Below are 26589 nucleotides of genomic sequence, written 5' to 3'. Positions count from 1 at the left end.
AGAGAGGACGACCCGATGCCTTCCGCCTCCCACCATCGCGCCAGCCGCGACAGCTATCGTCCGATCCGTGTCTCCATCGAGTTCTTCCCCCCGAAGACCGAGGAGATGGAGAAGATCCTCTGGTCCTCGATCGAGCGCCTCGCGCCGCTGCAGCCGAAATTCGTCTCGGTGACCTACGGTGCGGGCGGCTCCACCCGCGAGCGCACCCACAACACCGTCGCGCGGATGGTCAAGGAGACGAGCCTCCAGCCGGCCGCCCACCTCACCTGCGTCGACGCCACCCGCGAGGAGATCGACGCCGTCGTGCAATCCTACTGGGATGCCGGCGTGCGCCACATCGTGGCCCTACGCGGCGACCCGCAGGACGGGATCGGGACGGCCTACCGGCCGCATCCGGGCGGCTACGCCCAGACCTCCGATCTCGTCGCCGGCATCAAGCGCATCGGCGACTTCAAGGTCTCGGTCTCGGCCTATCCGGAGAAGCACCCGGAGGCCTCCTCTCTCGATGCCGACATCGACGCCCTGAAGGCCAAGGTCGATGCCGGCGCCGACCAGGCGATCACGCAGTTCTTCTTCGAGAACGACATCTACCTGCGCTACGTCGACAAGGTGCGCGCCGCCGGCATCGACATCCCGATCATCCCCGGCATCCTGCCGGTGCAGAACTTCAAGCAGGCGGCGAACTTCGCCCGCCGGACCGGCGCCTCGGTGCCGTACTGGCTCGCGGCCCGGTTCGAGGGGCTGGACAACGACGTCGAGACCCGGCGCCTCGTGGCGGCGGCGGTGGCGGCCGAGCAGGTGCTCGACCTCGTCGACCACGGCGTCAACGACTTCCACTTCTACTCGATGAACCGGTCCGACCTCGTCTACGCCATCTGTCACGTGCTCGGCCTGCGGGCGCAGGCACCCAAGGTCGCCGCCAAGGCGGCATAAGCAAACGTCATCCCGGGGCGCCGAAGGCGAGTCCGGGATCCGACACGCCGACCCTGTCGAACTTCACTGTCCGGACCCGTCGCGGTTCCGGGTTCCGGGTGCCGCGCCGCGGTCCCGGAACGACGCGTGAGAAACCCATGACCGAACTGCGCCCCGTCGACGGAAAAGAGATCGAAGCCGCCCTGCGCCAGCGCGCGGGCGAGAAAATCCTCGTCCTCGACGGGGCGATGGGAACTGTGATCCAGCGCCTGGGCTACGGTGAGGCGGACTTCCGCGGTGACCGCTTCGGCGACCATGCGCACGACCAGAAGGGCAACAACGACCTCCTGATCCTCACCCAGCCCGACGCGATCCGGCAGATCCACCTCGATTACTTCCTGGCCGGGGCCGACGTCTGCGAGACCAACACCTTCTCGGGCACCACGATCGCCCAGGCCGATTACGGCATGGAATCGATCATCCACGAGCTGAACGCGCAAGGCGCGCGCCTTGCCCGCGAGGCCGCCCAGCTCGCCGAGCGCCAAGACGGCCGCCGCCGCTTCGTGGCCGGCGCCATCGGCCCGACCAACCGCACCCTGTCGATCTCGCCGGACGTCAACAATCCCGGCTACCGGGCCGTGACCTTCGACCAAGTCAAACAGGCCTACGAGGAGCAGGTGCGCGGCCTGATGGATGGCGGCGCCGAGCTCATCCTGATCGAGACCATCTTCGACACGCTGAACGCCAAAGCGGCGGTCGCCGCCGCCTGGGCGGTGTTCGAGGAACGGGGCATGGTCCTGCCGATCATGATCTCGGGCACGATCACCGACCTCTCCGGCCGCACCCTCTCGGGCCAGACCCCGGAGGCGTTCTGGAACGCCCTGCGCCACGCCGGCCCGCTCACCATCGGGCTGAACTGCGCGCTGGGCGCCAAGGAGATGCGCGGACACATCTCGGAGCTGTCGCGCATCGCCGACACCCTGGTCTGCGCCTACCCGAATGCCGGCCTGCCCAACGAGTTCGGCCTCTACGACGAGAGCCCCGAGGCCATGGGCAAGCTGGTGGGCGAGTTCGCCACCGCCGGCCTCGTCAACATGGTCGGCGGCTGCTGCGGCACCACGCCGGACCACATCCGCGCCATCGCGCGGGCCGTAGAGGGCGTGAAGCCCCGCGCCATTCCCGAAGTGCCGCGCCTGATGCGCCTGTCGGGCCTGGAGCCGTTCACGCTGACGAAGGAGATTCCCTTCGTGAACGTGGGCGAGCGCACCAACGTCACCGGTTCGGCCAAGTTCAGGAAGCTCATCACCGCCGGCGACTACGCCGCCGCCCTCGACGTCGCCCGCGACCAGGTGGCGGCGGGCGCCAGCATCATCGACGTCAACATGGACGAGGGTCTGCTGGATTCCGAGAAGGCGATGGTGGAGTTTCTCAACCTCGTCGCCGCCGAGCCCGACATCGCCCGCGTGCCGGTGATGATCGATTCCTCGAAGTTCCACGTCATCGAGGCCGGGCTCAAGTGCGTCCAGGGCAAGGCGATCGTGAACTCGATCTCCATGAAGGAGGGCGTCGAGAAGTTCGTCCACGACGCCCGGGTGTGCCGCTCCTACGGCGCGGCGATCGTGGTGATGGCCTTCGACGAGCAGGGCCAGGCCGACACGCTGGAGCGCAAGGTCGAGATCTGCACCAAGGCCTACAGGGTCCTGACCGAAGAGGTCGGCTTCCCGCCGGAAGACATCATCTTCGACCCGAACGTGTTCGCCGTCGCCACCGGCATCGAGGAGCACAACGGCTACGGCGTCGCCTTCATCGAGGCGACCAAGACCATCCGCGAGACCCTGCCCCACGCCCACATCTCGGGCGGCATCTCGAACCTCAGCTTCGCCTTCCGCGGCAACGAGCCGGTGCGCGAGGCCATGCACGCGGTGTTCCTTTACCATGCGATCCAGGTCGGCATGGACATGGGCATCGTGAATGCCGGCCAGCTCGCGATCTACGACGAGCTGCCGCCCGAGCTGCGCGAACTCTGCGAGGACGTCGTCCTCAACCGGCGCGACGATGCCACCGATCGCCTGCTGGAGGCGGCCGAACGCTTCAAGTCCGGCGGCGGCGTCCAGGTCAAGACCGCCGACCTGTCCTGGCGCGAGGCGCCTGTCGAGAAGCGCATCGAGCACGCGCTCGTCAACGGGATCACCGAATACATCGTCGCCGACACGGAGGAGGCCCGCCTCGGGGTGGAGCGTCCGCTCCACGTCATCGAGGGCCCGCTCATGGCCGGCATGAACGTGGTGGGCGACCTGTTCGGCTCGGGCAAGATGTTCCTGCCGCAGGTGGTGAAGTCGGCCCGCGTGATGAAGCAGGCGGTCGCCTATCTCGAGCCCTTCATGGAGGCGGAGAAGCTCGCCAACGGCGGCGACGGCAAGCGCCAGGCCGCCGGCAAGATCCTGATGGCGACCGTGAAGGGCGATGTCCACGACATCGGCAAGAACATCGTCGGCGTCGTGCTCGCCTGCAACAACTACGAGATCATCGACCTCGGCGTGATGGTGCCGGCGGCCAAGATCCTCGACGTCGCCAAGCGCGAGAACGTCGACATCGTCGGCCTGTCCGGCCTCATCACCCCGTCGCTGGACGAGATGGTGCACGTCGCGGCCGAGATGGAGCGCGAGGGCTTCGACGTGCCGCTCCTCATCGGCGGCGCCACCACGAGCCGCGTCCACACGGCGGTGAAGATCCATCCCTCCTACAACCGCGGCCAGACCGTCTACGTCACCGATGCGAGCCGCGCCGTCGGCGTGGTCTCCAGCCTGCTCTCGAAGGAGACGCGGGATTCGACCATCGCCAACATCCGCGCCGAGTACCGCAAGGTCTCGGACGCCCATGCCCGCTCGGAGCTCGACAAGCAGCGCCTACCGCTGGCGAAAGCCCGCGCCAACCCGTTCCGGATCGACTGGTCGGGCTACCAGCCGAAGAAGCCGAGCTTCACCGGCGTGCGGGTCTACAGCTCCTACGAGGTCGCGGACCTCGTGCCCTACATCGACTGGACGCCGTTCCTGCAGACCTACGAGTTCAAGGGCCGCTACCCGGCGATCTTCGAGGATCCCAACCAGGGGCCGGCCGCCAAGGCCCTGTTCGACGACGCCCAGGAGATGCTGGCCCAGATCGTCTCCGAGCGCTGGTTCAACCCGAAGGCGATCATCGGCTTCTGGCCGGCGAACAGCCTGGGCGACGACATCACGCTCTTCACCGGCGAGAGCCGCTCGGAGACCCTCGCGACCTTCTTCGGCCTGCGCCAGCAGCTGACGAAGCGCGACGGGCGCGCCAACACCTGCCTGTCCGACTTCGTCGCGCCGGCCGAGACGGGGATCGCCGACTATGTCGGCGGCTTCGTCGTCACGGCGGGCCTGGAGGAGGTGCGCATCGCCGAGCGCTTCGAGCGGGCCAACGACGATTATCGCTCGATCCTGGTCAAGGCGCTCGCCGACCGCATCGCCGAGGCGTTGGCCGAGCGCATGCACGAGCGGGTCCGCCGCGAGTTCTGGGGCTACGCCGCCGACGAGACCTTCACGCCGGCAGACCTCGTGCGCGAGGAATATGCCGGTATCCGTCCCGCGCCCGGCTATCCCTCGCAGCCCGACCACACCGAGAAGGTCACGCTGTTCGATCTCCTCAAGGCGGAATCGCGCATCGGCGTGAAGCTCACCGAGTCGTACGCCATGTGGCCGGGCTCCTCGGTCTCGGGCCTCTACATCGCCCATCCGGAGGCGCATTACTTCGGCGTCGCCAAGGTGGAGCGCGACCAGGTCGAGGACTATGCCGTCCGCAAGGACATGGATGTGCGCGAGGTCGAGCGCTGGCTCGGCCCCATCCTGAACTACGATCCAGGCCGCTACCTCGCGGCCGCTGCCGAGTAGGATGCGCGATCCCGTCCCGGAAGCCGGGGCGGGATCGAATCACACCGGGATGTGGCCGGCGGAGGCTTGACCGTGGGCGCGCCTGCGCTTCAATGCCGATCCGGACCGACCATGGCCCGAGACCAGCGAAGGGCGTCTGAATCGTGTACCGGCTCACCGGCTCCCTCGTCGCCACCGTCGCGCTCGGGCTGATCGCCTCGGGCTGCACCGGCTTCGCCTACATCTCCAAGACCTATGTCAGCCTGACGCCCCAGGTCGTCACCATCGGTTGCAAGGACCCCTACGAGGTCTACGACCAGCGCCGGGTCCGCAAGATGCTGATCGTCTCCAACGCCCTGCGCGAGACCACCGGCTGCGGCATCGACGATGCGTTCGCCGGTGGCGATCCGGCCCTGACCCGGGTCAAGCGCTTCCGCGAAGCGGCGCGCACCTACCTGAACGAGACGGGGCGCGAGGATTGCCGGGTCCGCGGCGAGACCGTGTTCACCGACCTGCAGACCGAGTTCACCTACACCTGCGCGGCGCCGATCGAGTCCCGCGACGCCAAGGTGCAGACCCTGCCGGGCCGCAGCAACCGCGTCGGTCTCTAGCGTTCGCCGGAGCCCGAGGCGCGGGGAAACGTCCGCTCCATCGCGTCGCCCGATGCCGCCAGCAGCGCCCGCGCCAGGGTTCGGGCCTCCTCGCGGTCGAGGGCGAGGATCGCCGTGACCGGGGCGCCGTTCGTACCGGGCAGGCCGATCTCGACCCGGACCCCGTCAGGCGCGGCCGCCACCGCGATGCTCCAGTCCCGTTCTCCGCTCATGGGCTTTGCGCCTCTCCCGTGCCCTCGACCCTCCCGGTCGCCGGCGGTCCTGCATAGCCGATCTTGCATAACCGATCCTGCATGACTGATCCTGCATGACCGATCCGATGGCGTGAGGCCAGGGGCCGGAAGATCCGCCCCGCGATTGACGCCGTGCCGCCCTCTGGTGTTTGTGCGCCCCGACCCATCCCGGCCCCCGGGCACGGCGATCATTCAGGGAAGGAAGACCCCATGTCCGAGATCTGGTTCCGTACCGGCGAGGCGACCGTGCTCGCGGCGGAAGGGCAGTACACCGACGCGATGCCGGAGGTGCTGATCGGTTCCACCCGCGGCCCGGTGGGCCAGGCCTTCGCCGGCATGATGGGCCAGGTCCAGGGCCACACCCGGATGTTCGTGGTGCGCGATCTCAACCAGCTCGTACGCCCGGCCACGATGATGACCACGAAGGTCACGATTCATACGGCCGAGTATGCCGAATTGCTCGGCGGTGTCGTCCAGGCCGCCACGGGGGACGCCATCATCGACTGCGTGATCGAGGGCGTCCTGCCCAAGGACGGGCTCGACGAGCTTTGCATGATCATCATGATCTGGCTGGACGAGCGCTGCGGATCCGACCCGGACGTCGACCGCAAGGATCTCTACCGGACGAATTACGAGGCGACGAAGCTCGCGATCAGCCGCGCCATGAAGGGCGAGCCGACCATCGACGAGCTCATCGCCAACCGGAAGACGGTGAAGCACTACGCCCTGGAAGACGTGATCGAGTACTGATCCTTTCGGAGCTGCGACGGGGCGCGGATCCAGGGTGATCCGCGCATCCGGAGAAGGAGCCTCCTAACCCGGCGGGATCCGTCCCACCGAGCACAGGGTGCGGATCGAGCCGCTGGCGTCGGTGTAGCAGCTCGCCGACCAGCCGTTCTGCTGGATGAAGGATTTGCGCCGCTCCTTCAGGGCGGTGGCGTGCGCCGTGGCGATGGCGGCCTGGACCGCACCGGCACCCTCGCCGACCACGATCTCGGCCGCCAGGGCGAGATCGGCGAAGTAGGCGGCCGAGGGCGTCGGGTCGGAGGAGGCGGCCTGCACGATGGGCTCCGCCCGGCAGGTCAGGTCGAGCTTCAGGCCGCCGGGGACCCGCAGGTCGATGCTGGGGCCGGTGCGCCGGCCGACCTTTCCACCCATGGCGCTGGCGATCCGGGCGGCGAGGTCGTCGCACGCGTCGGCCCATGCGAGGCCGGGTCCGAGCAGGCTCGCGCCGAGGAGGAGGGGGAGGAGGGCGCTGCGCAATCGCATGGTCGGGCTGTCCGGGGAGGTGAGGCCCCTCAGGGCGTGAAGGCGAGGCGGACCACCGTGCCGCCCTCGTTGCTGTAGGTGAGCTGGCCGCCGAGCTGTCCGGCGAGGCCCTGTGCGATGCGGAAGCCGAGGCTGCGCGTGGCGTCCGGGTCGAAATCCGCCGGCATGCCGCGCCCGTCATCGGCGATGACGAGCTGCAGGCGCTCCGCATCGAGCTGCTCGAGCTGGATCGTGATGGTGCCCCGCCGCCCGTCCGGGAAGGCGTGCTTCAGGGCGTTGGTCACCACCTCGACCACGAGGAGCGACAGGGTGGTGAGCTGGGTGAGATCGAACCGCAGGGGCGGCGTGTCGACGAGGCAGACGATGTTCTGGGCGCCCGTGGCGTCGAGGAGATCGGTGCAGAGCTCCTTGAGGTATTGCCCCACCGGGCGCTCGATGCTGCTCGGGTCGTACAGGCGCCGATGGATCCGCGAGATCGTCTCCAGCCGCACCCGGGCCTCGTCGAGGGCGGTGAGCGCCGCCTTCGGATCGTTGCCGACCTTGCGCTTCTGCAGGGTCAGCAGGGCGGCCACGAATTGCATGTTGTTGGCGACCCGGTGCTGCAGCTCTTGGAACATCGTGCGCTGCTGCTCGTAGAGCCCCGCCGAGACCTGCCGTTCGGTGCGCAGCCGCTCGCCCGCCCGGTGCATGACGTGGATCAGCGCGATGTCGACCGCGACGATGAACACGTAGAAGCACAAGGCCAGGGCGGTCGGCCCGTCGATGAGGAAGGTGCTGGCGGGCGGGATGAAGAAGTACCAGGCGGCGAAGCCGCTCAGGGCCGCGCAGGTGATGCCGGGCCGCAGGCCGAAGAAGAAGGTCGTGAGGATCACGGCCGGGAAGAACGTCAGGTAGGGAAAGCCCGGCGGCAGGATGTCGTCGAGGGCGAAGCGCAGGCCGAGGGCGAGGGCCGAAGCGGTCAGGGCGGCCCCCTCGCCCAGCCACGCGCGCGCGCGCAGGCGCTCGGTCGCATGCACGACCTGCCAGCCTTTCCACCAGGGGGCGTGTGTCGATGAGTGGGGCAGCGTCGTGGGTCTCGTCGAGGTTTGGAACAGCTCTAGTCTTGGGCAGGCCGAGTGGCCAGCGGGTTCGGCCCGTAGTCGCGATTCGGCCTCAATGAAAATCGCGGCTGCGGTAAATTCGTCGATCCTCCGGGGCGCCGAAATCGGTGGTCTCGGGCGGTAGCCGCAGGCCGCCGGCGCGCAGGTCGCGCAAGGCGGACGAGAGGTCGCGGAACTGTTCGGCCAGGAGGTGCACCACGAGGCCCTGGCGCTGCACCCGGCCGCGCACCGCCAGGAAGCGGGCACCCATGGCGGTCGCGCGGTTGGCCTCGAACACGTCGCGCCAGACGATGACGTTGGCGATCCCGGTCTCGTCCTCCAGGGTCAGGAACACCGTCCCGCGCGCCGTGCCCGGCCGCTGCCGGGTGAGGACGAGCCCCGCCACGGTGACGCGGGCATTGTTCGCCACGCGGGACCCGTCGTGGTGGTCGCGAGCCGGGATCGCGCCGATCCGGGCGAGCCGCGTCCGGAAGAACGCCACCGGGTGGCCCTTCAGGGAGAGGCCGGTGGCGGCGTAGTCCTCCGCCACGTGCTCCGAGGCCGCCAGGGCGGGCAGGGCCACGGCGGGTTCGGCCCGGAACAGCCCGTCATCGGCATGGAAGGCGAAGAGCGGCATCGGCGTGTCGAGGAGATGCGCCCGCCGGTCGCCGTCGGTCCGCAGGGCCGCCTTGCGGGCGGAGGTGCCCTCCAGGGTCCGCACCGCCCAGAGGGCGGCCCGCCGGTCGAGATCGAGGGAGCGGAACGCATCCGCCTCCGCCAGCCGCTCCAGGGCATTGCGGGGCAGGGCGAGGGCCGCCTGCAGGCCCTCGATGCTGGCATAGCCGTTGCCCCGCAAAGCCACGAGGCGGTGCATGGCGGCCTGCGGCACCCCGCTCACCTGGCGCAGGCCGAGGCGCACGGCGAAGCGCCGCGGGACGCCGAGGGGCGGGGGCTCCAGGGCCGGTTCGAGGGTGCAGTCCCAATCGCTCGCATTGACGTCGACGCCGCGCACCTCGACCCCGTGGGCGCGAGCGTCGCGCACGAGCTGCGCCGGCTGGTAGAAGCCCATCGGCTGGGAGTTGAGGATCGCGGCGAGGAAGACGTCGGGATGCCGGCACTTCATCCAGGCCGAGGCGTAGACCAGCAGGGCGAAGCTCGCCGCATGGCTCTCGGGGAAGCCGTAGGTGGAGAAGCCCTCGATCTGCTTGAAGCAGCGTTCGGTGAAGTCGCGCGGGTATCCGCGCGTCACCATGCCCTCGACGAACTTGGTGCGGAAGTTCACGATTTGGCCGTTGTGCCGGAAGGTGGCCATGGCTCGGCGCAGGCCGTCGGCCTCGTGCGGCTCGAAGCCGGCGGCGGTGATGGCGATCTGCATGGCGTGCTCTTGGAACAGGGGCACGCCATAGGTCCGCTTGAGCACGCTCTCGAGTTCGTTCGCCGGCCCGTGATCGGGATGGGGGGAGGGGTATTCGACCGGTTCGATCCCCTGGCGGCGGCGCAGGTACGGGTGGACCATGTCGCCCTGGATCGGCCCCGGCCGGACGATCGCCACCTGCACCACGAGGTCGTAGAATTCCCGCGGCTTCAGGCGCGGGAGCATCGACATCTGCGCCCGGCTCTCGACCTGGAACACGCCCACCGAATCGGCCCTGGCCAGCATCGCGTAGGTGGCTTCGTCCGCGCGCGGCAGGTCGGCCAGCGTCGGATAGTCGTGCCCGTAATCGCGTGCCAGGAAATCCACGCCCCGGCGCAGGCAGCTCAGCATGCCGAGCGCCAGCACGTCGACCTTCATCAGGCCGAGGACGTCGATGTCGTCCTTGTCCCATTCGATGAAGGTGCGGTCCGCCATGGCGGCGTTGCCCACCGGCACGGTCTCGTCGAGGCGTCCGCGCGTCAGTACGAAGCCGCCCACATGCTGCGACAGGTGGCGCGGGAAGCCGATCAGCGCGTGGGCGAGTTCCAGCGCCTGCCGGATACGCGGATTGTCCGGGTCGAGCCCGGCCTGCCGGATATGCGCGTCGGGCAGGTCCTTGCCCCAGGAGCCCCAGACCGTGTCGGCCATCACACCGGTGATGTCGGGGGGCAGCCCGAGGACCTTGCCGACCTCCCGGATGGCACTGCGCGGGCGGTAGTGGATCACCGTGGCGCAGATCGCAGCCCTGTCGCGGCCGTAGCGGTCGTAGAGGTACTGGATCACCTCCTCGCGACGCTCGTGCTCGAAGTCGACGTCGATGTCGGGGGGCTCGGCCCGGTTCTCCGAGATGAAGCGGGCGAACAGCAGCCGGATCTCGGTGGGGTCGACCGCCGTGATGCCGAGGCAGTAGCAGACCACGGAATTGGCCGCCGAGCCGCGCCCCTGGCACAGGATGCCCCGCTTGCGCGCGAACTCGACGATGTCGAACAGGGTGAGGAAGTAGCGCGCATAGTTCATCTTCTCGATGAGCCGCAGCTCATCCTGGATCGTGTTCACGATTTGTTCGGGAATGCCGTCGGGATAGCGCCATTGGGCGCGCTTCATCACCTGGTCGGTCAGATAGCCCTGTGCGGTGAAACCCGGCGGCACCGGCTCGTCGGGGTATTCGTAGGTCAGTTCGTCGAGGGAGAAGCTGCAGGTCTCCGCGATCTCGATCGTGCGGGCCAGGGCCTCGGGATGCTCGGCGAAGAGGCGCGCCATCTCGGCCGCCGGCCGCAGGTGGCGCTCCGCATTGGCCTCCAGGCGATAGCCCGCAGCCGCCAGGGTGCAGCCCTCGCGGATGCAGGCGACGATGTCCTGCAGGGGACGCCGGTCCGGGTGGTGGTAGAGCGCGTCCGAGACCGCCACCAGGGGGGCGCCCAGGCGTTCGCCCCAGGCGGCCAGGCGGCCGAGGCGGCGACGCTCGTCGCCGCGCCGGCGGTGGCTCCCCGCCAGGGTGACCCGGCCGGGGGCCTCGGCGGCGAGCTGGCGGACATGGCCGAGGAAGGGGTCGTCCTCGCCCAGCCGCTCCGGCGGAACCGCGATGAGCATCTGGCCTTCGCTGGCAGCCAGGAGCTCCGAAAAATCGAACCGGCACTGGCCCTTCTCGGAGCGGCGGTTGCCGAGGGTGAGGAGCCGGCACAGGCGGCCATAGGCGGCCCGGTCCATCGGGTAGGCCACGGCTTCGAAGCCCTCTCGCGTCACGAGGCGCACGCCGGGCAGGAAGCGGATGCCGGGCTCGCCGGCAGCGGCGCGCCGCTTCGCCTCGGCATGGCCCCGTACCACGCCCGCCAGGGTGTTGCGGTCGGCGATGCCGATGGCGTGGAGCCCGAGCTCGGCGGCCTGCCCCACCATCTCGCCGGGATGCGAGGCCCCGCGCAGGAAGGAGAAGTTCGTGGTGACGGCGAGCTCGGCATAGGCGGGCGGTTCGGATATCGACGCCATCTTCCTCCCGGCTCCGCTGCATCCGTCTGCAGTCGAGAACGAATCGTGATCGTTTCGGATCCCGGGGTGCCGGTTTCGCGTCGCGGAGTCAAAGTCTCGAGGGCGGCTGGCCAAGCTGTTCGCTGTGCGTTAGCCCGGTCCTCCCCTGACAGGATGTCCCATGCTCACTTGTGCGATCCTCGACGATTACCAGGGCGTCGGCCCCACCATGGCCGACTGGTCTGGGCTGTCGGACCGCCTAACCCTGCGCGACCTGCGGACCACCTTCGCGTCGCGGGAGGCGCTGGTCGACGCGATCCGGGACTGCGAGATCGTCGTGATGATGCGCGAGCGCACGCCGTTCCCGGCCGACCTCTTCGCGCAGCTGCCGAAGCTGAAGCTCCTCCTCACCAGCGGCATGCGCAACGCCTCGATCGATCTGGCCGCCGCGCGGGCGCACGGCGTCACGGTCTGCGGCACCGCCAGCCACCCCGAGCCGCCGGTGGAGCTGACCTGGGCGCTGATCCTCGGGCTCGCCCGCCACCTCGTGCCGGAGGTGCAGGCCCTGCGGACGGGCGGACCCTGGCAGTCGAGCGTCGGCAGCGACCTGGCCGGCCGCCGTCTCGGCCTCGTCGGTCTCGGCAAGACGGGTGCCCGGGTCGCCCGGATCGGCCAGGCCTTCGGCATGGAGGTCAGCGCCTGGAGTCCCCATCTCACGGCCGAGCGGGCCGCGGCCGAGGGCGTCGCCCTCGCGCCCTCGCTGGCGGCGCTGCTGGCGGCGAGCGACGTGGTCTCGATCCACCTCGTCCTCGGCGCGCGCACCCGCGGCCTCGTCGACGACGCGGCCCTGCGCCGGATGCGGCCCGAGGCGTTCCTGATCAACACCTCCCGCGCCGCGATCGTGGACGAGGCCGCCCTCCTGGCCGCCCTCACCGAGAACCGGATCGCCGGTGCCGGCCTCGACGTCTTCGAGACTGAACCGCTGCCGCCGGATTCGCCCTGGCGCACCCTGCCCAACGTGCTGGCGACGCCGCATCTCGGCTACGTGACCGAGCGGAACTACCGCACCTATTTCCCCGAGATCGTGGAGGACATCCGTGCTTTCCTCGATGGGGCGCCGATCCGCGTCCTGGGATGAGCCGGCCGGGGCGGGGCCTCAGGCCCGCCCTTCGACGAAGGCCCGCATCAAGAGGTTGGCGATCGCCAGGGGGGGCGGCGTGGTCAGGCCGTCGGGATGGCGGCCCTCGAGCATCGCCGCGACGGTGTCCCGCGAGAACCATTGCGCGTCGGCGAGTTCCTCCGGATCGAGGGTGATGGTCGCGTCGAGGCTCTCGGCCACGCAGCCGATCATCAGCGAGGACGGGAATGGCCAGGGCTGCGAGGCGTGGTAGCGCACCGCGCCGATGGTCAGGCCGACCTCCTCGAAGGTCTCGCGCCGCACGGCGTCCTCGACGGTCTCGCCGGGCTCCAGGAAGCCGGCGAGGCAGGAATACATGCCCTCATGGAAACGCGGCGAGCGCCCGAGCAGGCAGGCATCGCCCCGGGTGATCAGCATGATCACCACGGGGTCGGTGCGGGGAAAGTGATGCGTCCCGCAGGCCGTGCATTCGCGGCGGTAGCCGCCGGCCGCGAGGGTCGTCGGCGCTCCGCACTGGGCGCAGAAGCCGTGGCGCGCATGCCAGCCGAGCAGCGACTTCGCCGTGGCGAGGAGCCCGAGTTCATGGGGCGCGATCCGGCCCTCGCCGGCGAGGCTGCGCAGGTCGTTGGTCCGGAATCCCGGATCGGCCTCGAGGCCCTCGGCCAGCTCCGCCGGAACGGCGGCGGCGAAGACCGGGTCGCCGTCCAGGCGGCCGAGATAGAGCGTCAGGCTGCGCGGGCCCGTCCGGGCGGCCGCCTCCGGCGTCAGGAGTGCCGTGTCGCCGGCCAGTACGACGCGGTCGCCGGCCAGGACGAGGATCCGCGCGCCGGGCGCGTCGAGGTCGGGGATCGCGGACGCGCTCTCGGCGGAGTGGCGCACGAGGCGGCTGTGGACGTAGCCGAGCTGGCCCGAGGCATCGACCATCGCCTCAGGCCGCCGCGAACAGGGCGCCGATGCGCTCGATCATCTGGGCGCGGGCATGGTGCGGGTAGGGGGTCGCGGTGCCGATGCCCCAAATGGGCTTCGGCCAGGCCGGATCGGAGTGGAAGCGCCCGATCACGTGGACATGGAGCTGGGCCACCACGTTGCCGAGGGCCGCGACATTGACCTTGTCGGGCTTGGCCAGCGCCAGCATCACCCCGGTGGCGATCCGCATCTCATCCATCAGGCTTCGGGCATCCTCCGGCGCGAGGTCCGTGATCTCGCTGGCGCCGGCCCGGCGCGGCACCAGGATCAGCCAGGGGAAGCGGGCATCGTCCATGAGGAGGACGCTGCAGAGGGCGAGGTCGCCCACGTGCACGGTGTCGGCGGCGAGCTGCGGGTCGAGGGCGAAGTCGGGTTCCATGCCGCTGCGATGTAGCGCGCAACCGTGGCCGATGCGAGGGCCTGCTTCAGATCCCGCTGAACCAATTGTAGCCCTGGTCCTCCCAGTAGCCGCCTGGATAATCGTTGGTCACGAAGATCGCCGCGATGTGCTTCGGGCTCTTGAAGCCGAGCTTCGTCGGCACCCGTACGCGGAGCGGATAGCCGTACTCGGGCGAGAGAGGCTGGCCGGCAAAATCGAGGGCCAGGATCGTCTGGGGATGCAGGGCGCTCGGCATGTCGAGGCTGCCGTAATAGCGGTCGGCACATTTGAAGCCGACATACTTGGCGGTCAGGTCGGCGCCGCTCCGTTCCAGGAAGGTCCGCAGCGGCACGCCGCTCCACTGCCCGATCTGGCTCCAGCCCTCGATGCAGATGTGCCGGGTGATCTGGCTCTCCTGCGGCAGGGCGCGCAGCTTCGCCAGCGTCCAGGGCGTCTTGTCGGCGACCCGGCCGGAGACCTCGAGCGTCCAAGTCGACTCGTCGATCTCCGGGATGTTGTCCGGCGGGTAGAAGGCGTTGAAGCGGAACGGCGTATCGATCATCGAGGCCGGGTAGGTGGGGGCCAGGGTCGTGGGGTCGAACAGCCATTGCTGGACCTGGTCGTTGGCCCGCGACATCGCCCAGAGCACCCGGTCGGCCAGGGTGCCGTTGCTCCCCGTGGAGAGATCGCAGCCGGACAGGAGCGTCAGGGCGCCGACCGAGAGGCCGCCCCGCAGGAGCATGCGTCGTTCCAGGCTGGCGAGGTCCGGGGCGATGTCCCTGCGCAGGGCCTTCAGGCGGGCGGCGGTTTCGGGATCGCGGGACATCAGGCGGAGGTCTCCTCGGTGATGCGGGCACGCCCGGTGATCATCGCCAGCAGCGTGCTCGGCACGATGACCACGAGGGCGAGGTGCAGGAGGATGAAGCCGGCGAGACCCGCCATGGCGCCGAAATGGACCCGCCGCGCCCATTCATACCCACCGAACAGGTTGGCCAGGGTCTGCCACTGCACGGGCTTCCACAGGGCGCAGCCGGAGGCGACGAGGAGGAGGCCGAGCAGGATGGCGATCAGGTAGGCGAGGCGCTGGACGGCGTTGTAGCGCCCGATCCGGTGGCTCAGCCGCAGTCGCAAGGCCGCGCGGGCGTCGCGCCAGATCGCGCCCGGGCTCAGGGGCAGGAAGCTGGTGGCGAAGTGCCGGGCCAGGAGTCCGTAGGCGAGGTAGGCGAGGCCGTTGAGGGCGAAGAGCCACATCGCGGCGAAGTGCCAGGCGAGGGCGCCGCCGAGCCAGCCGCCGAGAGTGGCCCATTTGGGAAACACGAAGGGAAAGAGCGGCGAGGCATTGTAGATCGCCCAGCCGCTGAACAGCATGCAGAACACCGCGACGGCGTTGATCCAGTGGGTGATCCGCACCACGAGCGGGTGGATCACCACGAGGCGCGACGGTGTTTCGGGGACGATCGCCAACGGGACCTCGAGATTTGGGGATGGAAATCCCGGCCCCATCCGCGATCGCGGAGGGGCCGGGGAGGGGATCACATCGACGGGACGGTGCCGTTGCGGCCGACGATCAGGACGGCGGCGTTGAGCTTGCCGTCCGCGCCCGCCTTGGTGAAGGCCACCACCTTGGCGCCCGGAACCACGATGCTCTTCTCGCCCGGATCGACCAGGGTCACGGGCACGTCCTGCGGCACCACGACCTTCTTCTCGCCGCCCTGATACTTGACCAGCAGGGTCCGGCCCTCGGTGCCGGACAGGCTGCCGATGGCACCGTTTGTCATGGTGGAGTTGGAGCCGAGATCCCACGGATAGTGGCCGTCGGCGGTGCCGCGCAGGGAGGAGGCGAACACCGTCACCTGCAGGGCCTTCTGGGTGCCGTCGGGCTGGGGGATCGCGGCGGTGCCGATGTAGCTCTCGGACTTGATGTCGGAGAGCTGGCCCGTGCTGGCGGCCAGGATCTTGGTGTCGTCCCCGAAGACCACGGTCTTGGTCTCGCCCATGCGGGGCTTGATCGTGACGGTCGAACCATCGACCGACTCGATGGTGCCGCGGTAGCGCACCACGTCGGCGGCACGCGCCGGCGCGGTGGCGAGCGCGAGGCCGACGGTGAGGCCGGTGAGCAGCGTCTTCATCATGGCGTTCTCCCTGGGGTGTTGGGGGACGGGCGCGGAGCGGCCGCCCCACCCGGTGTTCCGGGCGTCTTCAGGCGATGGGGCTGGCTGCGCCTTCGCTCACATCGGCGGGACGGTGCCGTTCTCGCCCACGATCATCCGGTCGGCCACCGCGACGCCGCCGGCATCCGCCTTGGTGAAGGCGACCACGCGGGCGCCCGGCTTGATCTTGCTGGCGTCTCCGGGGGCGAGGGCCACGACCGGCACGCCCTCCGGCACCGTGATGGTCTTCTCGCCGCCCTTGTAGGTCACCCGGATCGTTCGGTCGGTGGTCCCCGAGAGGGCCCCCACCGCGCCGTTGGTCATGGTGTTTTCCTTCTCGAGATCCCACGGATAGTGGCCGTCGCCGGTCCCGCGCATGCTCGGCGCGAACACCGCGACCTCGAGAGCCTTCAGGGTTCCGTCCGGCTGCGGCGTGGCCGCGGTCCCGATGTAGCTGTCGGGCTGGATGTCGCTGATCTTGGCGCTGTTGGCGGTGGCGACCCGGACGGAGTCGCCCAGCTTCACCTGCACCGGGGCGCCGAGGCGCGGCTTGATGGTGACGCTGGTGCCGTCCACCGCCTCGATCGTGCCTCGGATGCGGACGACGGGGGAGTCGGCCATGGCCGGCAGGCCGAGAGCGAGGCCGGACAGGGCGAGGACAAGGGTCAGCGACTTCATGCAGAGGATTCCTGGCGACCGGTTCGAACCGGCCGCCGGAACGGTGCTCCCGATCTTCTACGTGCGCAAGTCAATTGCGCGCGATGCGGATCGATCAGTGGGCCATCAGCATCGGGATCGCCGCATGGGCGAGGAGGTGACTCGTCGGGCCGCCGAAGATCATCTGGCGCAGGCGGCTCTGGGTGTAGGCGCCCTTGATCAGGAGGTCGCACCCGAAGGTTTCGGCCTCGGCGAGGTAGACCTCTCCCGGGGTCCGCCGGCCGGCCGAATGGGCCCGGAAGTCGGCGCCGATGCCCTCGCAGGCCAGGGCGCGGGCCAGTTCCTCGGCGGTCGGGCCCGGCACCGTCCCACCCTCGACGCTGATGACGCGGATCCGTTTGGCTTGCCGCAGGAACGGCATTGCGAAGGCCACGGCGCGGGCGGTCTCGGTGGAGCCGTTCCAGGCGATCAGGATCGCCTCGCCCAGGGTGGCCGGGGCGATCGGCGGCGCCAACAGGATCGGACGGCCGCTCTCGAACAGGGCAGTCTCGAAGGTGGTCATACGCGGGGCGCCGTCCTCCGTGCCGGGCCGGCCCACCACCGTGGCGGTGAACAGGCGCGCGTACTGGCCCAGGAAGCCGTCGCCGGCCGGCACGTCGGCCCGCCAGCGGTAGCGCGGACCGGCGGCCAGGGCCTCCGGGTTGCACGGGCCCTCGGCCGCGAGCGGCAGGCCTGCCCGGGTCATGAAGTCGATGAACTGCCGCCCGGCGCGCTCGGCCTCGACCTTGTCGGCCTCCTCGTCACGGAGCCAGGTCATGCCGCCGACCATGTCGACGGGAACGTACTCGGCCAGGGCCGGCCGCAGGGAGACGCCCTCGATGAGGCTGCCGAACCGGCGGGCGGTGAGGATCGCGGTCTCGAAGACCGAGGGCAGGGCGTCGTGGGACGCGACGGGAACGAGCAGGGTCTTCATCGGGAGCCTTCCTCGCAGCGGCACGATGGGCCAAGCTAGTGCGAAACGCGGTCCCGGAAAACAGGATGGCCGAGGCCGCCTGAAGTTTTCCCGAGGCCTCTGCGTCGCCAAACCAAGAGGCACGGCACACCGACTAATCGATCGATAAGCTTGGCCATTTCAAAGGTCAGTCGCTTTCGGGAAAAGCTCAGAAAAGACTTTGTCCAAGTTGGGAACCCATTCGGAACTTTCTCGTTGGCCCCCCAACCGTGACAGGCGGGCTTCGCGTCGACAAGAAATAGCTTTGCGCGTTCGAGCTGCACTGTCTCGCCGGATTTGAGGAACACATGATCAAGAAAACTCTCGCTCTCACCGCCCTGATGACCGCCCTGTCCGCTCCCGCCTTCGCGCAGAGCATGGGCGATTTCCGCATGGACGCCATGCAGGCCAACGCCTTCGAGATTCAGTCGAGCCAGATTGCGATCAACAAGAGCCGCAACCCGCAGGTGCTGCGTTTCGCCCGCGATGCAATCCGTGACCACCGCGCCGCCAACGTCGCGCTGGCCGGTGGCGAGAACAACTACGCCGCGGTGCGCGGCAACGAGGGTCTCGGCGGCCTGATCACCGCCCCGCTCGCGGTCGCGGGAGGTGCGGTCGGTGCGGCCACGGGCGCCGCCGCCGGCGCAGTGGGCGGCACCCTGAGCGGCGGTCCCATCGGGGGCGTCGAGGGGATCGGTTCGGGCGCGGCCCGCGGCGCGGCGACGGGCAACCAGGCCCTGCGCGGCGACGTGGACACCACGGCCGGCACCACCATCATCCAGCCGAACCCGCAGCAGCAGGCCATGCTCGCTGAGCTGTCGCAGACGCCCGCCGGTCCGCGCTTCGACCGTCTCTACGGCCGCATGCAGGTCCAGTCGCACGAAATGACCATTGGCATGTTCCGCTCCTACGCCGCTTCGGGCCCGAACCCGGCCCTGCGCGCCCATGCGGAGCAGGCCCTGCCGGTCCTGCAGGCCCATTACCAGATGGCGCAGAGCCTTCCGGGCGCCCGCTGAACCGTACCAGTACCACGTCGGGCTTCATCGCCCGGCGTGGTGCAACGATCGAGAAGGACGCCAAGCCTCGGGGCTTGGCGTCCTTTTTCGTTCCAGGGCGGGCTTACGCCTCGGCGCAGCCGATCATTGAAGCCGGGCTCAGGCTGCGTCCCGCCTGGTCGATGGCGGGTTTGAACGCGCCGGTCTCGGGGTCGCGCAGGAGCAATTCACCGCGCGCGATGCCGAAGTGGGCCCCGTGCAGGGTCAGCTGCCCGCCTTCCACTCGCTTGCGCACGAACGGGAATGTCATCAGGTTCTCGAGGCTCTGCGCGACCATCGCGTATTCGAGGCGGGTCAGGTAGTCCGGGGCCTCCGTGTCGCCGGCCTTGCTGGCGGCGGGCTCGACCAGGGAGACCCACTTGCCGATGAAGTCACCCTTCGAGAGGGGCTTGGCGGGGTTGGCGTAGGCCTTGATGCCGCCGCAGGTGGCGTGCCCCAGCACCACGATGTGCTTGACCTCCAGGCCCTCCACCGCGAACTCGATCGCCGCCGAAGTGCCGTGATAATCGCCGCCGGTCTCGTGCGGGGGGACGATGTTGGCGACGTTGCGGATCACGAAGAGTTCACCCGGTCCGGTATCGAAGATCACCTCCGGCGAGACGCGGCTGTCGCAGCAGCTGATCATCAGGACCTCGGGGCTCTGGCCCTCGGCGAGCTTGGCGTAGCGCTTGGCCTCGTCGGTCAGGCGTCCGTCGATGAAGGAGCGGTAGCCGGCCTTCAGCGTCTCTGGAAACATGGGTTGATCCTCGCTCATGGGTGTCGTGGAAGGCGCGCCAACGCGTGGCGCGCCGGATGGCTACGGTTGCTCCCGCCAGTTTAGGACGACTGGCGCCGCCGGTATCGTCCCGGCAACGATGTCGCGGGCGACCTCGACCAGCCCCCTCGGCTCGATGCGCTCGGAGGTGGACGCGAGTTCGGCCAGCGTCCACCAGCGGGTGCCGAGGACGGGGTTGTCCTCGGTCTCGGCCAGGCGGCTCGTGTCCACGGTCGCGTTGGGCAGGCGGACGACGAAGTAGCGCTCGCGGGCGTAGCGGGAGGTCCGGAACAGGTGGAAGGGGCCGTCGCAGGACGCGACCTGCGGCCCGATTTCGGCATCCGCCACGCCGATTTCCTCGGACAGTTCGCGCCGGCAGGCCTCCACATGCGTCTCGCCGGCCTCCAGCCCGCCCCCGGGCATGAACCAGAAGGTGCGGTCTTCCGGCTTGTTCGGATCGATCGGGCGCACGGACTCGTAGGCGATGAGCAACAGGCGGTGATCGGGATCGAACACCAGCGCCCGGGCGATGTCGCGAACGGTCAGATCCTGCCTCATGTCCATTCCCGCCGCCCCGCTTCAGCTCCCCGATCTAGCAGGGATTTCGCTGGCGGCCAGGGGGTGGCCCGGCGGATCGGCCGGCATCCAGATCGCGACGGGAAGGCCCTCGCCGTCCCGGTCGGGCGGATCGGGCAGGGGGCGGGCACGGCCCTCGGCGAGATCGCGGGCGACCACGAGGGCGGCCAGCGCATCGAGGTGGTCGTCGGCACCGACCCCGGATGGCCGTCCCGTGATCAGGCCCTCGGGCAGGCCGGCGCGTCCGAGCAGGGCGCGGCGTTCGGAAAGGCCCGCCTGGCGTGCCGGGCCCTTCTTGCCCGCCGCCAGGGGACGTCCGCCGTTGAGGCAGCGGAACACGATCTCGGGATGGACCTCGTGAAGGCGCGCCATGAGATCCGGGCGGGCGCGCAGCAGCCCATCGACCGCCCGGATGGCAGGCAGGATGTTCCAGCACTGGATCGAGGGCGCGAAGGGCGGCGTGCTGCGCGCCCGCGACAGCGCCTTCGCGTCCTCGTAGGTCGCCGCATAGACCGCTGCGCGAGCCGGCACCGGAAACACGCTGGCCCGTCCGGCACCCAGGACGGCGCGTGCTGCCCGATCGGCACTTCGTCCACCGCCGGTCACGTGTGCCTCCAGACCGATGGGACAGTCGATCCCCACGCGGATCGGCGCCTCGGGACCGTCGAGGAGGTCGACCGGCCGAGCGACGCGTACGGCGCGGAAGCGGGCGGGGTCGTCGAGGTCGAGAAGGACCCCGGCCCAGGCCCCACGGCACCCGTCGAGACCCCCGATCCAGCGCGTCATCGGTGTCGGCCGGACGCGGTCGGCGCGAACCGGATCGGGCTTGGCCCGTTGTCGCTGCTCAGGACCGCCGCTGCCGGCGGCCGCCGAAGCGGGAATGCGTTCATGGACATCGCCGTCGACAAGGTCACCGAGATCATCCTGCGCGTGCGCGCCGTCGATGTGAAGGAAGGGGCGACCGACCCCGATTCCGGCTCCAACCCCACCGATGACGGGGCCACCGACGTGCTCGTCTCGGGCACGGACGACGCCACTGAGGAAGAATTGCGGTCGATGATCGGCGCCCTCAACGACGACGAGCGCGCCGACCTCCTGGCGCTCCTCTATATCGGGCGCGGCGACATGGAGCCCGAGGAATGGTCCGAGGCGGTACGCTTCGCCCGCGAGCGCGAGGCGGTCGGCGAAGGGGCCGCCCACGAGATCCTCGGCATCCCCAATGCGGGCGACCTTCTCGAAGAGGGCCTGTCCAACCTCGGCATCACGCCGGACCTGCCCCAGGCCTAAGGCCAACAGGAACCCGAGGCGGGCGGTGCGCCTCGGGGCATGGCGTCAGCGGCAGGGCAGGGCGAGGGCGGTGTCGGCGACGAAGCCGGCCGTGTCGCGCAGGCCCTGCGGCTGACGCGAATCCGCCGACACCGCCTCGGCCTCCGCGTGCAGGCGGTCGTTGCAGGCACAGGTGGCAATCTGCCCACGTGGTGGCGAGCAGATGTCATGATGCATGCAGGCGAGGTCGAGGGCATCGATGGGCGGGCGCGGGCTGCGATTGCCCGGTCCGCAGTAATTGCCATGGATCAGGAACGTCCCGCTCTCCGGGTTCACGTAGGGCATCTCCTGCGCCCGAGCGGCGGGGATCATCACGGCCGCCAGGGCTGCGGCGAGCGCCAGCCGCGCCGTGGCCAGCCGGGCGGTCCGGAAGGGTCGATCTGCCTCAATCATCGAAGTCTCGTCGTCTCGGTCTGATTGCGCCCTCGCGGGTGGAAATGGGGCCTCCTCATCCGGTGACAAGCGTCCCTCCGCCCGACCCCGGGACAGTTGAGGCGTGCGAGACCAGCCGAGACTCCGTCGCATGCAGATCGACCAGAGATTGTTCGGCGTCCGGAAAAACAATCCTCGACCGCAACACGGACACGCGATGAAATTCAGTCCGGCAATGCTGCGCGGCCGTACGGGGACGGCGTCGTTCCCGCCGCCGATCTCGGGCGTGTCGCGGTGGATCGGTGCGTCGACCGAACGCCATGACGACGAACCGAAGCGCCGCCATCCACACCGTTAACCTTTTCTTAACCCGCCGATTGTGGTGCAACGCCGGCCGTGGGACATTCGTTAACAGAAGCTTAACGGGGCCAAGGGCGGTCATGCGGTACGGGTTTTCCCAGCGGTTCTCGGCTCTGACGACCCGCTTCGCCGCCTTCGGCGCCGCGACGCTGTTCGCGGGCCTCGCCGCCCTGTCGGGGGCGGAGGCGCAGACCTTGGCAGCCCTGCCCACCGTCCCGAGCGCCATCAGCGCCGGCGCCCAGACCCGCCCGATCGCCGCCTGGGTCGATTTCTGCGCCGCCTACGCGACGGAGTGTGCGGTGAACGGCGCCGAGCCGGCTCAGATCACCCTGACGCCGACGATCTGGAACACCATCGTCTCGGTCAACCGCCGGGTAAACAAGTCCCTCGTCGCCGTCACCGACATGGACCACCTGCGCGTCGCGGACCGCTGGGACCTCGCCGAGGACGGCTCGGGCGATTGCGAGGATTTCCAGCTCCTAAAGCGCAAGCTCCTGGCCGAGGCCGGGCTGCCGCGCCGCGCGATGCGGATGACGGTCGTGATCGACGAGAAGGGCGAGGGACACGCCGTTCTGACCCTGATCACGGATCGCGGCGACCTCATCCTCGACAACAAGACCAGCACGATCCTGCCCTGGCGTCAGACCGGCTACACCTTCATCAAGCGCGAGAGCCAGGATGCCGTCGCCTGGGTGTCCCTGGGCCGGGCCGCCTCGCCCGTCACCACCGCCAACCGCTGACGCTGTCCCCGTGTGGGATCGTGGACAATCCGATCCTTTAAGGGGCGGTTAAGCGTGGCGGCGCAAGGGTGATCCCGCTCCGGGATACCCCGCCATGACGTTCCACCATCACCTCCGCACCGCCGCTGCGCCCGCTTTGCTGATGCTGCTCGTCGCGTCCGCGGCGGCGCAGGAGGCTCCGAGCGTGGCCGAGCGCCACGCCTCCTGGCGCGCCTGCCTCAACCGCAACTTCGCCCTTGAGGTCGTCCTCTCCAGCCGGGTCATCGCCGCCGACGCGGCCCTGCGCACCTGCCGGCCCAGCGAACAGGCCTACCTCACCGCCCTCGCGGCCTCCCCCCTTGTCGATGGCGACGACGTCGCCCGGGTCCGGCCGGCCCTGCTCCTCCGTGCCAGGGGCTGGCTGCTCGACGGCGGTCGCCAGCGCCCGCTCTGAAGAGCTCTCTCAGGCTCCCCGCCGCGGCGGCAAACGGCTGTCAGGCGAAGGATTTTCGCGGGTCGAAGGCATCGCGCACGGCCTCGCCGGCGAAGACCAGCAGGCTCAGCATCACCGCCACCACGAAGAAGCCGCTCAGTCCGAGCCAGGGGGCCTGGATGTTGTCCTTGCCCTGGGCCAGCAATTCGCCCAGCGAGGCCGAGCCGGGGGGCAGGCCGAAGCCGAGGAAGTCGAGGGAGGTCAGCGTCCCGATCGATCCGTTGAGGATGAAGGGCAGGAAGGTCAGCGTCGCCACCATCGCGTTGGGCAGGAGGTGGCGGCTCATGATGCGGATGTTCGAGAGGCCCAGCGCCCGGGCGGCGCGCACGTACTCGAAGTTGCGGGCCCGCAGGAACTCCGCGCGCACGACTCCGACGAGGGACACCCACGAGAACAGCAGCAGGATGCCCAGCAGCACGAAGAAGCCCGGCTCGATGAAGGCCGAGATGATGATGATCAGGTAGAGGGTCGGGATGCCGCTCCAGACCTCGATGAAGCGCTGCAGGGCGAGGTCGACCCAGCCACCGAAATAGCCCTGCACCGCCCCGGCGATCACCCCGATCACCGAGGAGATCAGGGCGAGGATCAGCCCGAACAGCACCGAGATGCGGAAGCCGTAGATGATGCGCGCCAGCACGTCGCGGGTGGTGTTGTCGGTCCCGAGCCAGTGCGTCTCGAGTTCGGAGCAGGACTTGCCGACGTTCTGGCACTGGGCCTCCGTCAGCATCCAGGTCGGGGGCGAGGGGGAGGGGGTCGGCAGGCCATCGATGATCGTGTCGTAGGAATAGGGGATCGGCGGCCAGATCGCCCAGCCGTTGTCGGCGATCTCCTTGCGCGTCTCCGCCGAGCGGTAGTTGGGCCGGGCATAGAAGCCGCCGAACTTCTCGTCCGGGTAGTCGATGACCACCGGGAACAGGATCTCGCCCTTGTACGAGACCACCAGCGGCCGGTCGTTGGCGATGAACTCGGCGAACAGGCTCGTGACGAACAGGGCCGTGAAGATCAGGAACGACCAGTAGCCCAGTCGATTGCGCCGGAAATTGGCGAGCCGCCGCCGGTTCAAGGGCGAGAGGCCCCGACCCGGCTGGGGCAGGGCGACTGCCCGGGCGCTGTCGGGACGCGCGACCTCGTTCATCGGGCGCCCCCCTGTGCGTCGGATCTCAGCCGTCGATGTGCGTCGCCGTGCCTTCGATCTCGTTCGGGCGCAAGCCGCCATGCCGCTCGAGGTGACGCCGCAGCAGGCGCACGTTGCGGCGGTTGGCCTTGAACGCCGCATCGAACAGGTCGCCTGCCAGGGGCACGGCACCGAGCGCCCCGTCGGCCGCGATGTTCAAGGCCATCCGGGCGATGAGCCAGCGCGGCGCCCCGAGCCGGCGCGCCTCCACCACGATGTAGGAGGCCAGCAGCATGCCGGCGACGTCGCCCACCACCGGGACGAGACCCACCAGGGCGTCGAGGCCCACCCGCCGGTTGATGCCGGGGATCACGAAGGCCGAATCCATGAGGTGTGCGAACGCCTCCAGGCGCAGCAGCGTCGCCTCGCGGTCGTCCGCCTTGGGTCGGAAGCGGGTCGTGGCACCGGCGGTCTGGGTGAAGTCCATGGTCGGGCTCCGGGGCAAGTCCAGCCTGGGGGAAGGGCGCGGCGTGGTCATGCGTCGGGATGTGGCCCCGGTCCCGTGCGCCCGCAAGCGCCGCCCCTGCGAACCCGCCCATCAGGCCGCCTGCCGCGCGACGGTGGAGAGCCGGTCGAGGGCCCGGTCGAGGACGTCGTCGGCCTTGGCGAAACAGAGCCGCACGAGGTGGCGCACGGACGCATCCGGATAGAAGGCGCTGATCGGAATCGCGGCGACGCCGTGCCGGCGCACCAGGTCGTCGCAGAACGCGACGTCGTCGTCGCAGCCGAGGGGCGCGAGGTCGACGGTAAGGAAGTAGGTGCCGTGGGAAGGCAGCACCCGGAAGCCGCGTTCGGCGAGGCCCGCCGACAGGCGGTCGCGGGAGGCGGCGAAGCGCGCGCGCATGCCGGTGAAGTAGGCGTCGTCCTTGGCGAGCCCGTAGGCCACCGCCTCCTGCAGGGCGGGCGGCGTCGTGAAGGTGAGGAACTGGTGGGCGTTGGCCACCACCCGCAGCAGGGCCGGCGCCGCCATCACGAAGCCGACCTTCCAGCCGGTCAGGCCGAAGATCTTGCCGGCCGAGCCGATCTTCACGGTCCGGTCGCGCATGCCCGGGAGCGCCATCAGCGGGCAATGTCGTGCGCCGTCGAAGACGATATGCTCCCAGACCTCGTCGCAGACCGCCACCACGTCGTGCCGAGTGCAGAAGGAGGCGAGGAGCGCCAGATCCTCCCGTCCGAAGACCGTGGCGCTGGGATTGAGCGGATTGTTCAGGACGACGAGCTTCGTCCGATCCGAGAAGGCGTCCGCCAGGGCGTCCGCGTCGAGGCGGAACTGCGGGGGCTGGAGCGGCACGATACGCGCGACGCCGCCGGCCCGGCGCACCAGCGGCAGGTAGGCGTCGTAGAGGGGGGCGAACAGCACGACCTCGTCACCCGGCGCGATCAGGGCGAACAGGGCGGCGGCGATGGCCTCGGTGGCCCCCGACGTTACCATCACCTCCGCCATCGGCTCGAGATCCAGCCCCTGGTGGTGCGCGTAATGCGCCGCGATCGCCCGGCGCAGGTTGGGCAAGCCCATCATCGGCGGGTATTGATTGTCGCCGTGCAGCACGGCCTCGGCGGCCCTGCGCCGGACATCCTCCGGTCCCGGATCGTCCGGGAAGCCCTGACCCAGATTGATCGCGCCGAGGTCGCGGGCGAGGCCCGACATCACCGTGAAGATGGTCGTCGGCAGATCGGCGAGGACGGGATTCATGGAGAGCGGGGGTTCGGGGAAGGGGAACGGCGCGGCAAGCCGTGGCGTAGCACGCCCCTTCGCCCCGGTGAAATGTGCGTCCTCGCACGCGGCCCGAACCACCTCCGGGCGGGTGGCCTGACGATTGTTGACTTTCATCAGCCATCACGTAACTCTCGACTCACGGCTGGAGCGGTGATTGCCAGCGCGGGACTTCGCCCCCTCGTTCCGTGCACGTGTCGTCGCCGCTCCGGTCCTTCCCAAGAAGAGGTCGTCGCTTCCCCCAGCGGCGGCCTTTTCTCGTCTGTCGGAGGGCTGGCCGCGTAACCGGGCGCGTCTCGGCAGGGATTTCCGGGTGCCGGCGTGACAGCAATACGGTGGAAACGCGAAGGCCGCACTGGAGTCGCATTGGTTCCCTAGAGCGTCTTCCATGCCGT

28 protein-coding genes are annotated in these 26589 nt (G+C 69.6%); 10 read left to right on the top strand and 18 right to left on the bottom strand.

Translation table 11 applies throughout. The annotated features are described in order from the left end of the window. Positions 1-15 precede the first annotated feature (15 nt). The 3 genes from metF (at position 16) to AC6EUL_RS05360 (ending at position 5413) form a co-directional block, all read left to right on the top strand. A complete protein-coding gene (gene metF / locus AC6EUL_RS05370) occupies positions 16-933 on the top strand; it encodes a methylenetetrahydrofolate reductase [NAD(P)H] (protein WP_056214808.1) in 918 nt (305 codons plus the stop codon). A 137-nt stretch (positions 934-1070) separates the two neighbouring features. Continuing rightward, a complete protein-coding gene (gene metH / locus AC6EUL_RS05365; protein WP_499869257.1) occupies positions 1071-4823 on the top strand; it encodes a methionine synthase in 3753 nt (1250 codons plus the stop codon). A 143-nt stretch (positions 4824-4966) separates the two neighbouring features. Beyond that, the gene (locus tag AC6EUL_RS05360) at positions 4967-5413 is read left to right on the top strand and encodes a hypothetical protein (RefSeq protein WP_056275367.1); all 447 of its coding nucleotides are present in this window, start codon (positions 4967-4969) and stop codon (positions 5411-5413) included. Here AC6EUL_RS05360 and AC6EUL_RS05355 read toward each other — a convergent pair. Then, a complete protein-coding gene (locus tag AC6EUL_RS05355) occupies positions 5410-5625 on the bottom strand; it encodes a hypothetical protein (protein WP_056215381.1) in 216 nt (71 codons plus the stop codon). The two genes, AC6EUL_RS05360 and AC6EUL_RS05355, sit on opposite strands and share 4 nt — an antisense overlap. A gap of 231 nt (positions 5626-5856) precedes the next feature. Here AC6EUL_RS05355 and fae point away from each other — a divergent pair, with 231 nt between their 5' ends. Continuing rightward, on the top strand, positions 5857-6396 hold the full coding sequence (gene fae, locus AC6EUL_RS05350; protein WP_056214816.1) for a formaldehyde-activating enzyme: 540 nt from the start codon (positions 5857-5859) through the stop codon (positions 6394-6396). Positions 6397-6459: 63 nt separating this feature from the next. Here the strand turns inward: fae and AC6EUL_RS05345 are convergent, their stop codons facing one another. The 3 genes from AC6EUL_RS05345 to AC6EUL_RS05335 form a co-directional block, all read right to left on the bottom strand. Continuing rightward, positions 6460-6915 carry a hypothetical protein gene (locus AC6EUL_RS05345; RefSeq protein ID WP_056275370.1) on the bottom strand — a complete coding sequence of 152 codons (456 nt, stop codon included), beginning with the start codon at positions 6913-6915 and terminating at the stop codon, positions 6460-6462. 29 nt (positions 6916-6944) lie between these two features. Further along, positions 6945-7931, bottom strand: coding sequence for a sensor histidine kinase (locus AC6EUL_RS05340; protein WP_056214823.1), 987 nt, complete (start codon positions 7929-7931; stop codon positions 6945-6947). A gap of 136 nt (positions 7932-8067) precedes the next feature. After that, positions 8068-11391, bottom strand: a complete 3324-nt coding sequence (locus tag AC6EUL_RS05335) for an error-prone DNA polymerase (RefSeq protein ID WP_499869253.1) — start codon at positions 11389-11391, stop codon at positions 8068-8070. 160 nt (positions 11392-11551) lie between these two features. Between AC6EUL_RS05335 and AC6EUL_RS05330 the strand changes: the two genes are divergently transcribed. Continuing rightward, on the top strand, positions 11552-12508 hold the full coding sequence (locus AC6EUL_RS05330; RefSeq protein WP_056490807.1) for a D-2-hydroxyacid dehydrogenase family protein: 957 nt from the start codon (positions 11552-11554) through the stop codon (positions 12506-12508). 18 nt (positions 12509-12526) lie between these two features. Here AC6EUL_RS05330 and nudC read toward each other — a convergent pair whose 3' ends face one another. From nudC to AC6EUL_RS05295, 7 genes are all read right to left on the bottom strand, one after another. Then, entirely contained in the window at positions 12527-13432 is a 906-nt protein-coding gene (gene nudC, locus AC6EUL_RS05325; protein ID WP_499869251.1) for an NAD(+) diphosphatase, read from the bottom strand. 4 nt (positions 13433-13436) lie between these two features. Beyond that, the gene (locus AC6EUL_RS05320; protein ID WP_056214836.1) at positions 13437-13853 is read right to left on the bottom strand and encodes an HIT domain-containing protein; all 417 of its coding nucleotides are present in this window, start codon (positions 13851-13853) and stop codon (positions 13437-13439) included. A 46-nt stretch (positions 13854-13899) separates the two neighbouring features. Then, positions 13900-14679, bottom strand: coding sequence for a molybdopterin-dependent oxidoreductase (locus AC6EUL_RS05315; protein ID WP_499869249.1), 780 nt, complete (start codon positions 14677-14679; stop codon positions 13900-13902). Beyond that, positions 14679-15311 (bottom strand): cytochrome b/b6 domain-containing protein, encoded by a 633-nt coding sequence (locus AC6EUL_RS05310; protein WP_499869310.1) that lies wholly within the window; start codon positions 15309-15311, stop codon positions 14679-14681. The genes AC6EUL_RS05315 and AC6EUL_RS05310 overlap by 1 nt, the downstream gene beginning before the upstream one ends. A 74-nt stretch (positions 15312-15385) precedes the next feature. Beyond that, positions 15386-15985 (bottom strand): hypothetical protein, encoded by a 600-nt coding sequence (locus tag AC6EUL_RS05305; protein WP_056275389.1) that lies wholly within the window; start codon positions 15983-15985, stop codon positions 15386-15388. 96 nt (positions 15986-16081) lie between these two features. After that, a complete protein-coding gene (locus AC6EUL_RS05300; protein ID WP_056214851.1) occupies positions 16082-16681 on the bottom strand; it encodes a hypothetical protein in 600 nt (199 codons plus the stop codon). Between the two features lie 94 nt (positions 16682-16775). Next, positions 16776-17633 carry a universal stress protein gene (locus AC6EUL_RS05295; RefSeq protein WP_056214854.1) on the bottom strand — a complete coding sequence of 286 codons (858 nt, stop codon included), beginning with the start codon at positions 17631-17633 and terminating at the stop codon, positions 16776-16778. A 326-nt stretch (positions 17634-17959) separates the two neighbouring features. Between AC6EUL_RS05295 and AC6EUL_RS05290 the strand changes: the two genes are divergently transcribed. Beyond that, positions 17960-18667, top strand: coding sequence for a DUF4142 domain-containing protein (locus AC6EUL_RS05290; protein WP_499869244.1), 708 nt, complete (start codon positions 17960-17962; stop codon positions 18665-18667). Positions 18668-18770: 103 nt separating this feature from the next. Here the strand turns inward: AC6EUL_RS05290 and AC6EUL_RS05285 are convergent, their stop codons facing one another. Genes AC6EUL_RS05285 through AC6EUL_RS05275 form a run of 3 tightly spaced genes read right to left on the bottom strand, consistent with a single transcriptional unit; the run spans position 18771 to position 20822 of the window. Beyond that, a complete protein-coding gene (locus AC6EUL_RS05285) occupies positions 18771-19442 on the bottom strand; it encodes a carbonic anhydrase (protein ID WP_056214861.1) in 672 nt (223 codons plus the stop codon). A gap of 60 nt (positions 19443-19502) precedes the next feature. Continuing rightward, the gene (locus AC6EUL_RS05280; RefSeq protein ID WP_499869242.1) at positions 19503-20024 is read right to left on the bottom strand and encodes an NUDIX hydrolase; all 522 of its coding nucleotides are present in this window, start codon (positions 20022-20024) and stop codon (positions 19503-19505) included. Positions 20025-20039: 15 nt separating this feature from the next. After that, positions 20040-20822 (bottom strand): DUF429 domain-containing protein, encoded by a 783-nt coding sequence (locus AC6EUL_RS05275; RefSeq protein WP_499869240.1) that lies wholly within the window; start codon positions 20820-20822, stop codon positions 20040-20042. Positions 20823-20924: 102 nt separating this feature from the next. Here AC6EUL_RS05275 and AC6EUL_RS05270 point away from each other — a divergent pair, with 102 nt between their 5' ends. Continuing rightward, positions 20925-21323, top strand: coding sequence for a DUF3775 domain-containing protein (locus tag AC6EUL_RS05270; RefSeq protein ID WP_056214871.1), 399 nt, complete (start codon positions 20925-20927; stop codon positions 21321-21323). Positions 21324-21368: 45 nt separating this feature from the next. On the opposite strand, the gene AC6EUL_RS05265 is transcribed toward AC6EUL_RS05270, so the two are convergent. After that, complete coding sequence (locus AC6EUL_RS05265) at positions 21369-21755, bottom strand: phospholipase A2 family protein (protein ID WP_056214874.1); 387 nt, start codon at positions 21753-21755, stop codon at positions 21369-21371. 130 nt (positions 21756-21885) lie between these two features. Between AC6EUL_RS05265 and AC6EUL_RS05260 the strand changes: the two genes are divergently transcribed. From AC6EUL_RS05260 to AC6EUL_RS05250, 3 genes are all read left to right on the top strand, one after another. Next, positions 21886-22092, top strand: coding sequence for a hypothetical protein (locus AC6EUL_RS05260; RefSeq protein ID WP_499869237.1), 207 nt, complete (start codon positions 21886-21888; stop codon positions 22090-22092). 82 nt (positions 22093-22174) lie between these two features. Then, complete coding sequence (locus tag AC6EUL_RS05255; RefSeq protein ID WP_056214877.1) at positions 22175-22834, top strand: transglutaminase-like cysteine peptidase; 660 nt, start codon at positions 22175-22177, stop codon at positions 22832-22834. A gap of 94 nt (positions 22835-22928) precedes the next feature. After that, positions 22929-23267: a hypothetical protein gene (locus AC6EUL_RS05250; protein ID WP_056275408.1), complete on the top strand. Its 339-nt coding sequence runs from the start codon at positions 22929-22931 to the stop codon at positions 23265-23267. Positions 23268-23307: 40 nt separating this feature from the next. On the opposite strand, the gene AC6EUL_RS05245 is transcribed toward AC6EUL_RS05250, so the two are convergent. The 3 genes from AC6EUL_RS05245 to AC6EUL_RS05235 all read right to left on the bottom strand — a co-directional run bounded on the left by AC6EUL_RS05245 (position 23308) and on the right by AC6EUL_RS05235 (position 26173). Further along, positions 23308-24441: an ABC transporter permease gene (locus tag AC6EUL_RS05245; protein WP_499869235.1), complete on the bottom strand. Its 1134-nt coding sequence runs from the start codon at positions 24439-24441 to the stop codon at positions 23308-23310. A gap of 25 nt (positions 24442-24466) precedes the next feature. Beyond that, positions 24467-24907 (bottom strand): DUF4112 domain-containing protein, encoded by a 441-nt coding sequence (locus tag AC6EUL_RS05240; protein ID WP_056214886.1) that lies wholly within the window; start codon positions 24905-24907, stop codon positions 24467-24469. Positions 24908-25018: 111 nt separating this feature from the next. Beyond that, the gene (locus tag AC6EUL_RS05235) at positions 25019-26173 is read right to left on the bottom strand and encodes an aminotransferase (protein ID WP_056275414.1); all 1155 of its coding nucleotides are present in this window, start codon (positions 26171-26173) and stop codon (positions 25019-25021) included. Positions 26174-26589 lie beyond the last annotated feature (416 nt).

Source organism: Methylobacterium sp. 001424705 (assembly GCF_059816145.1).
This window is presented reverse-complemented; position numbering and strand designations above follow the sequence as displayed.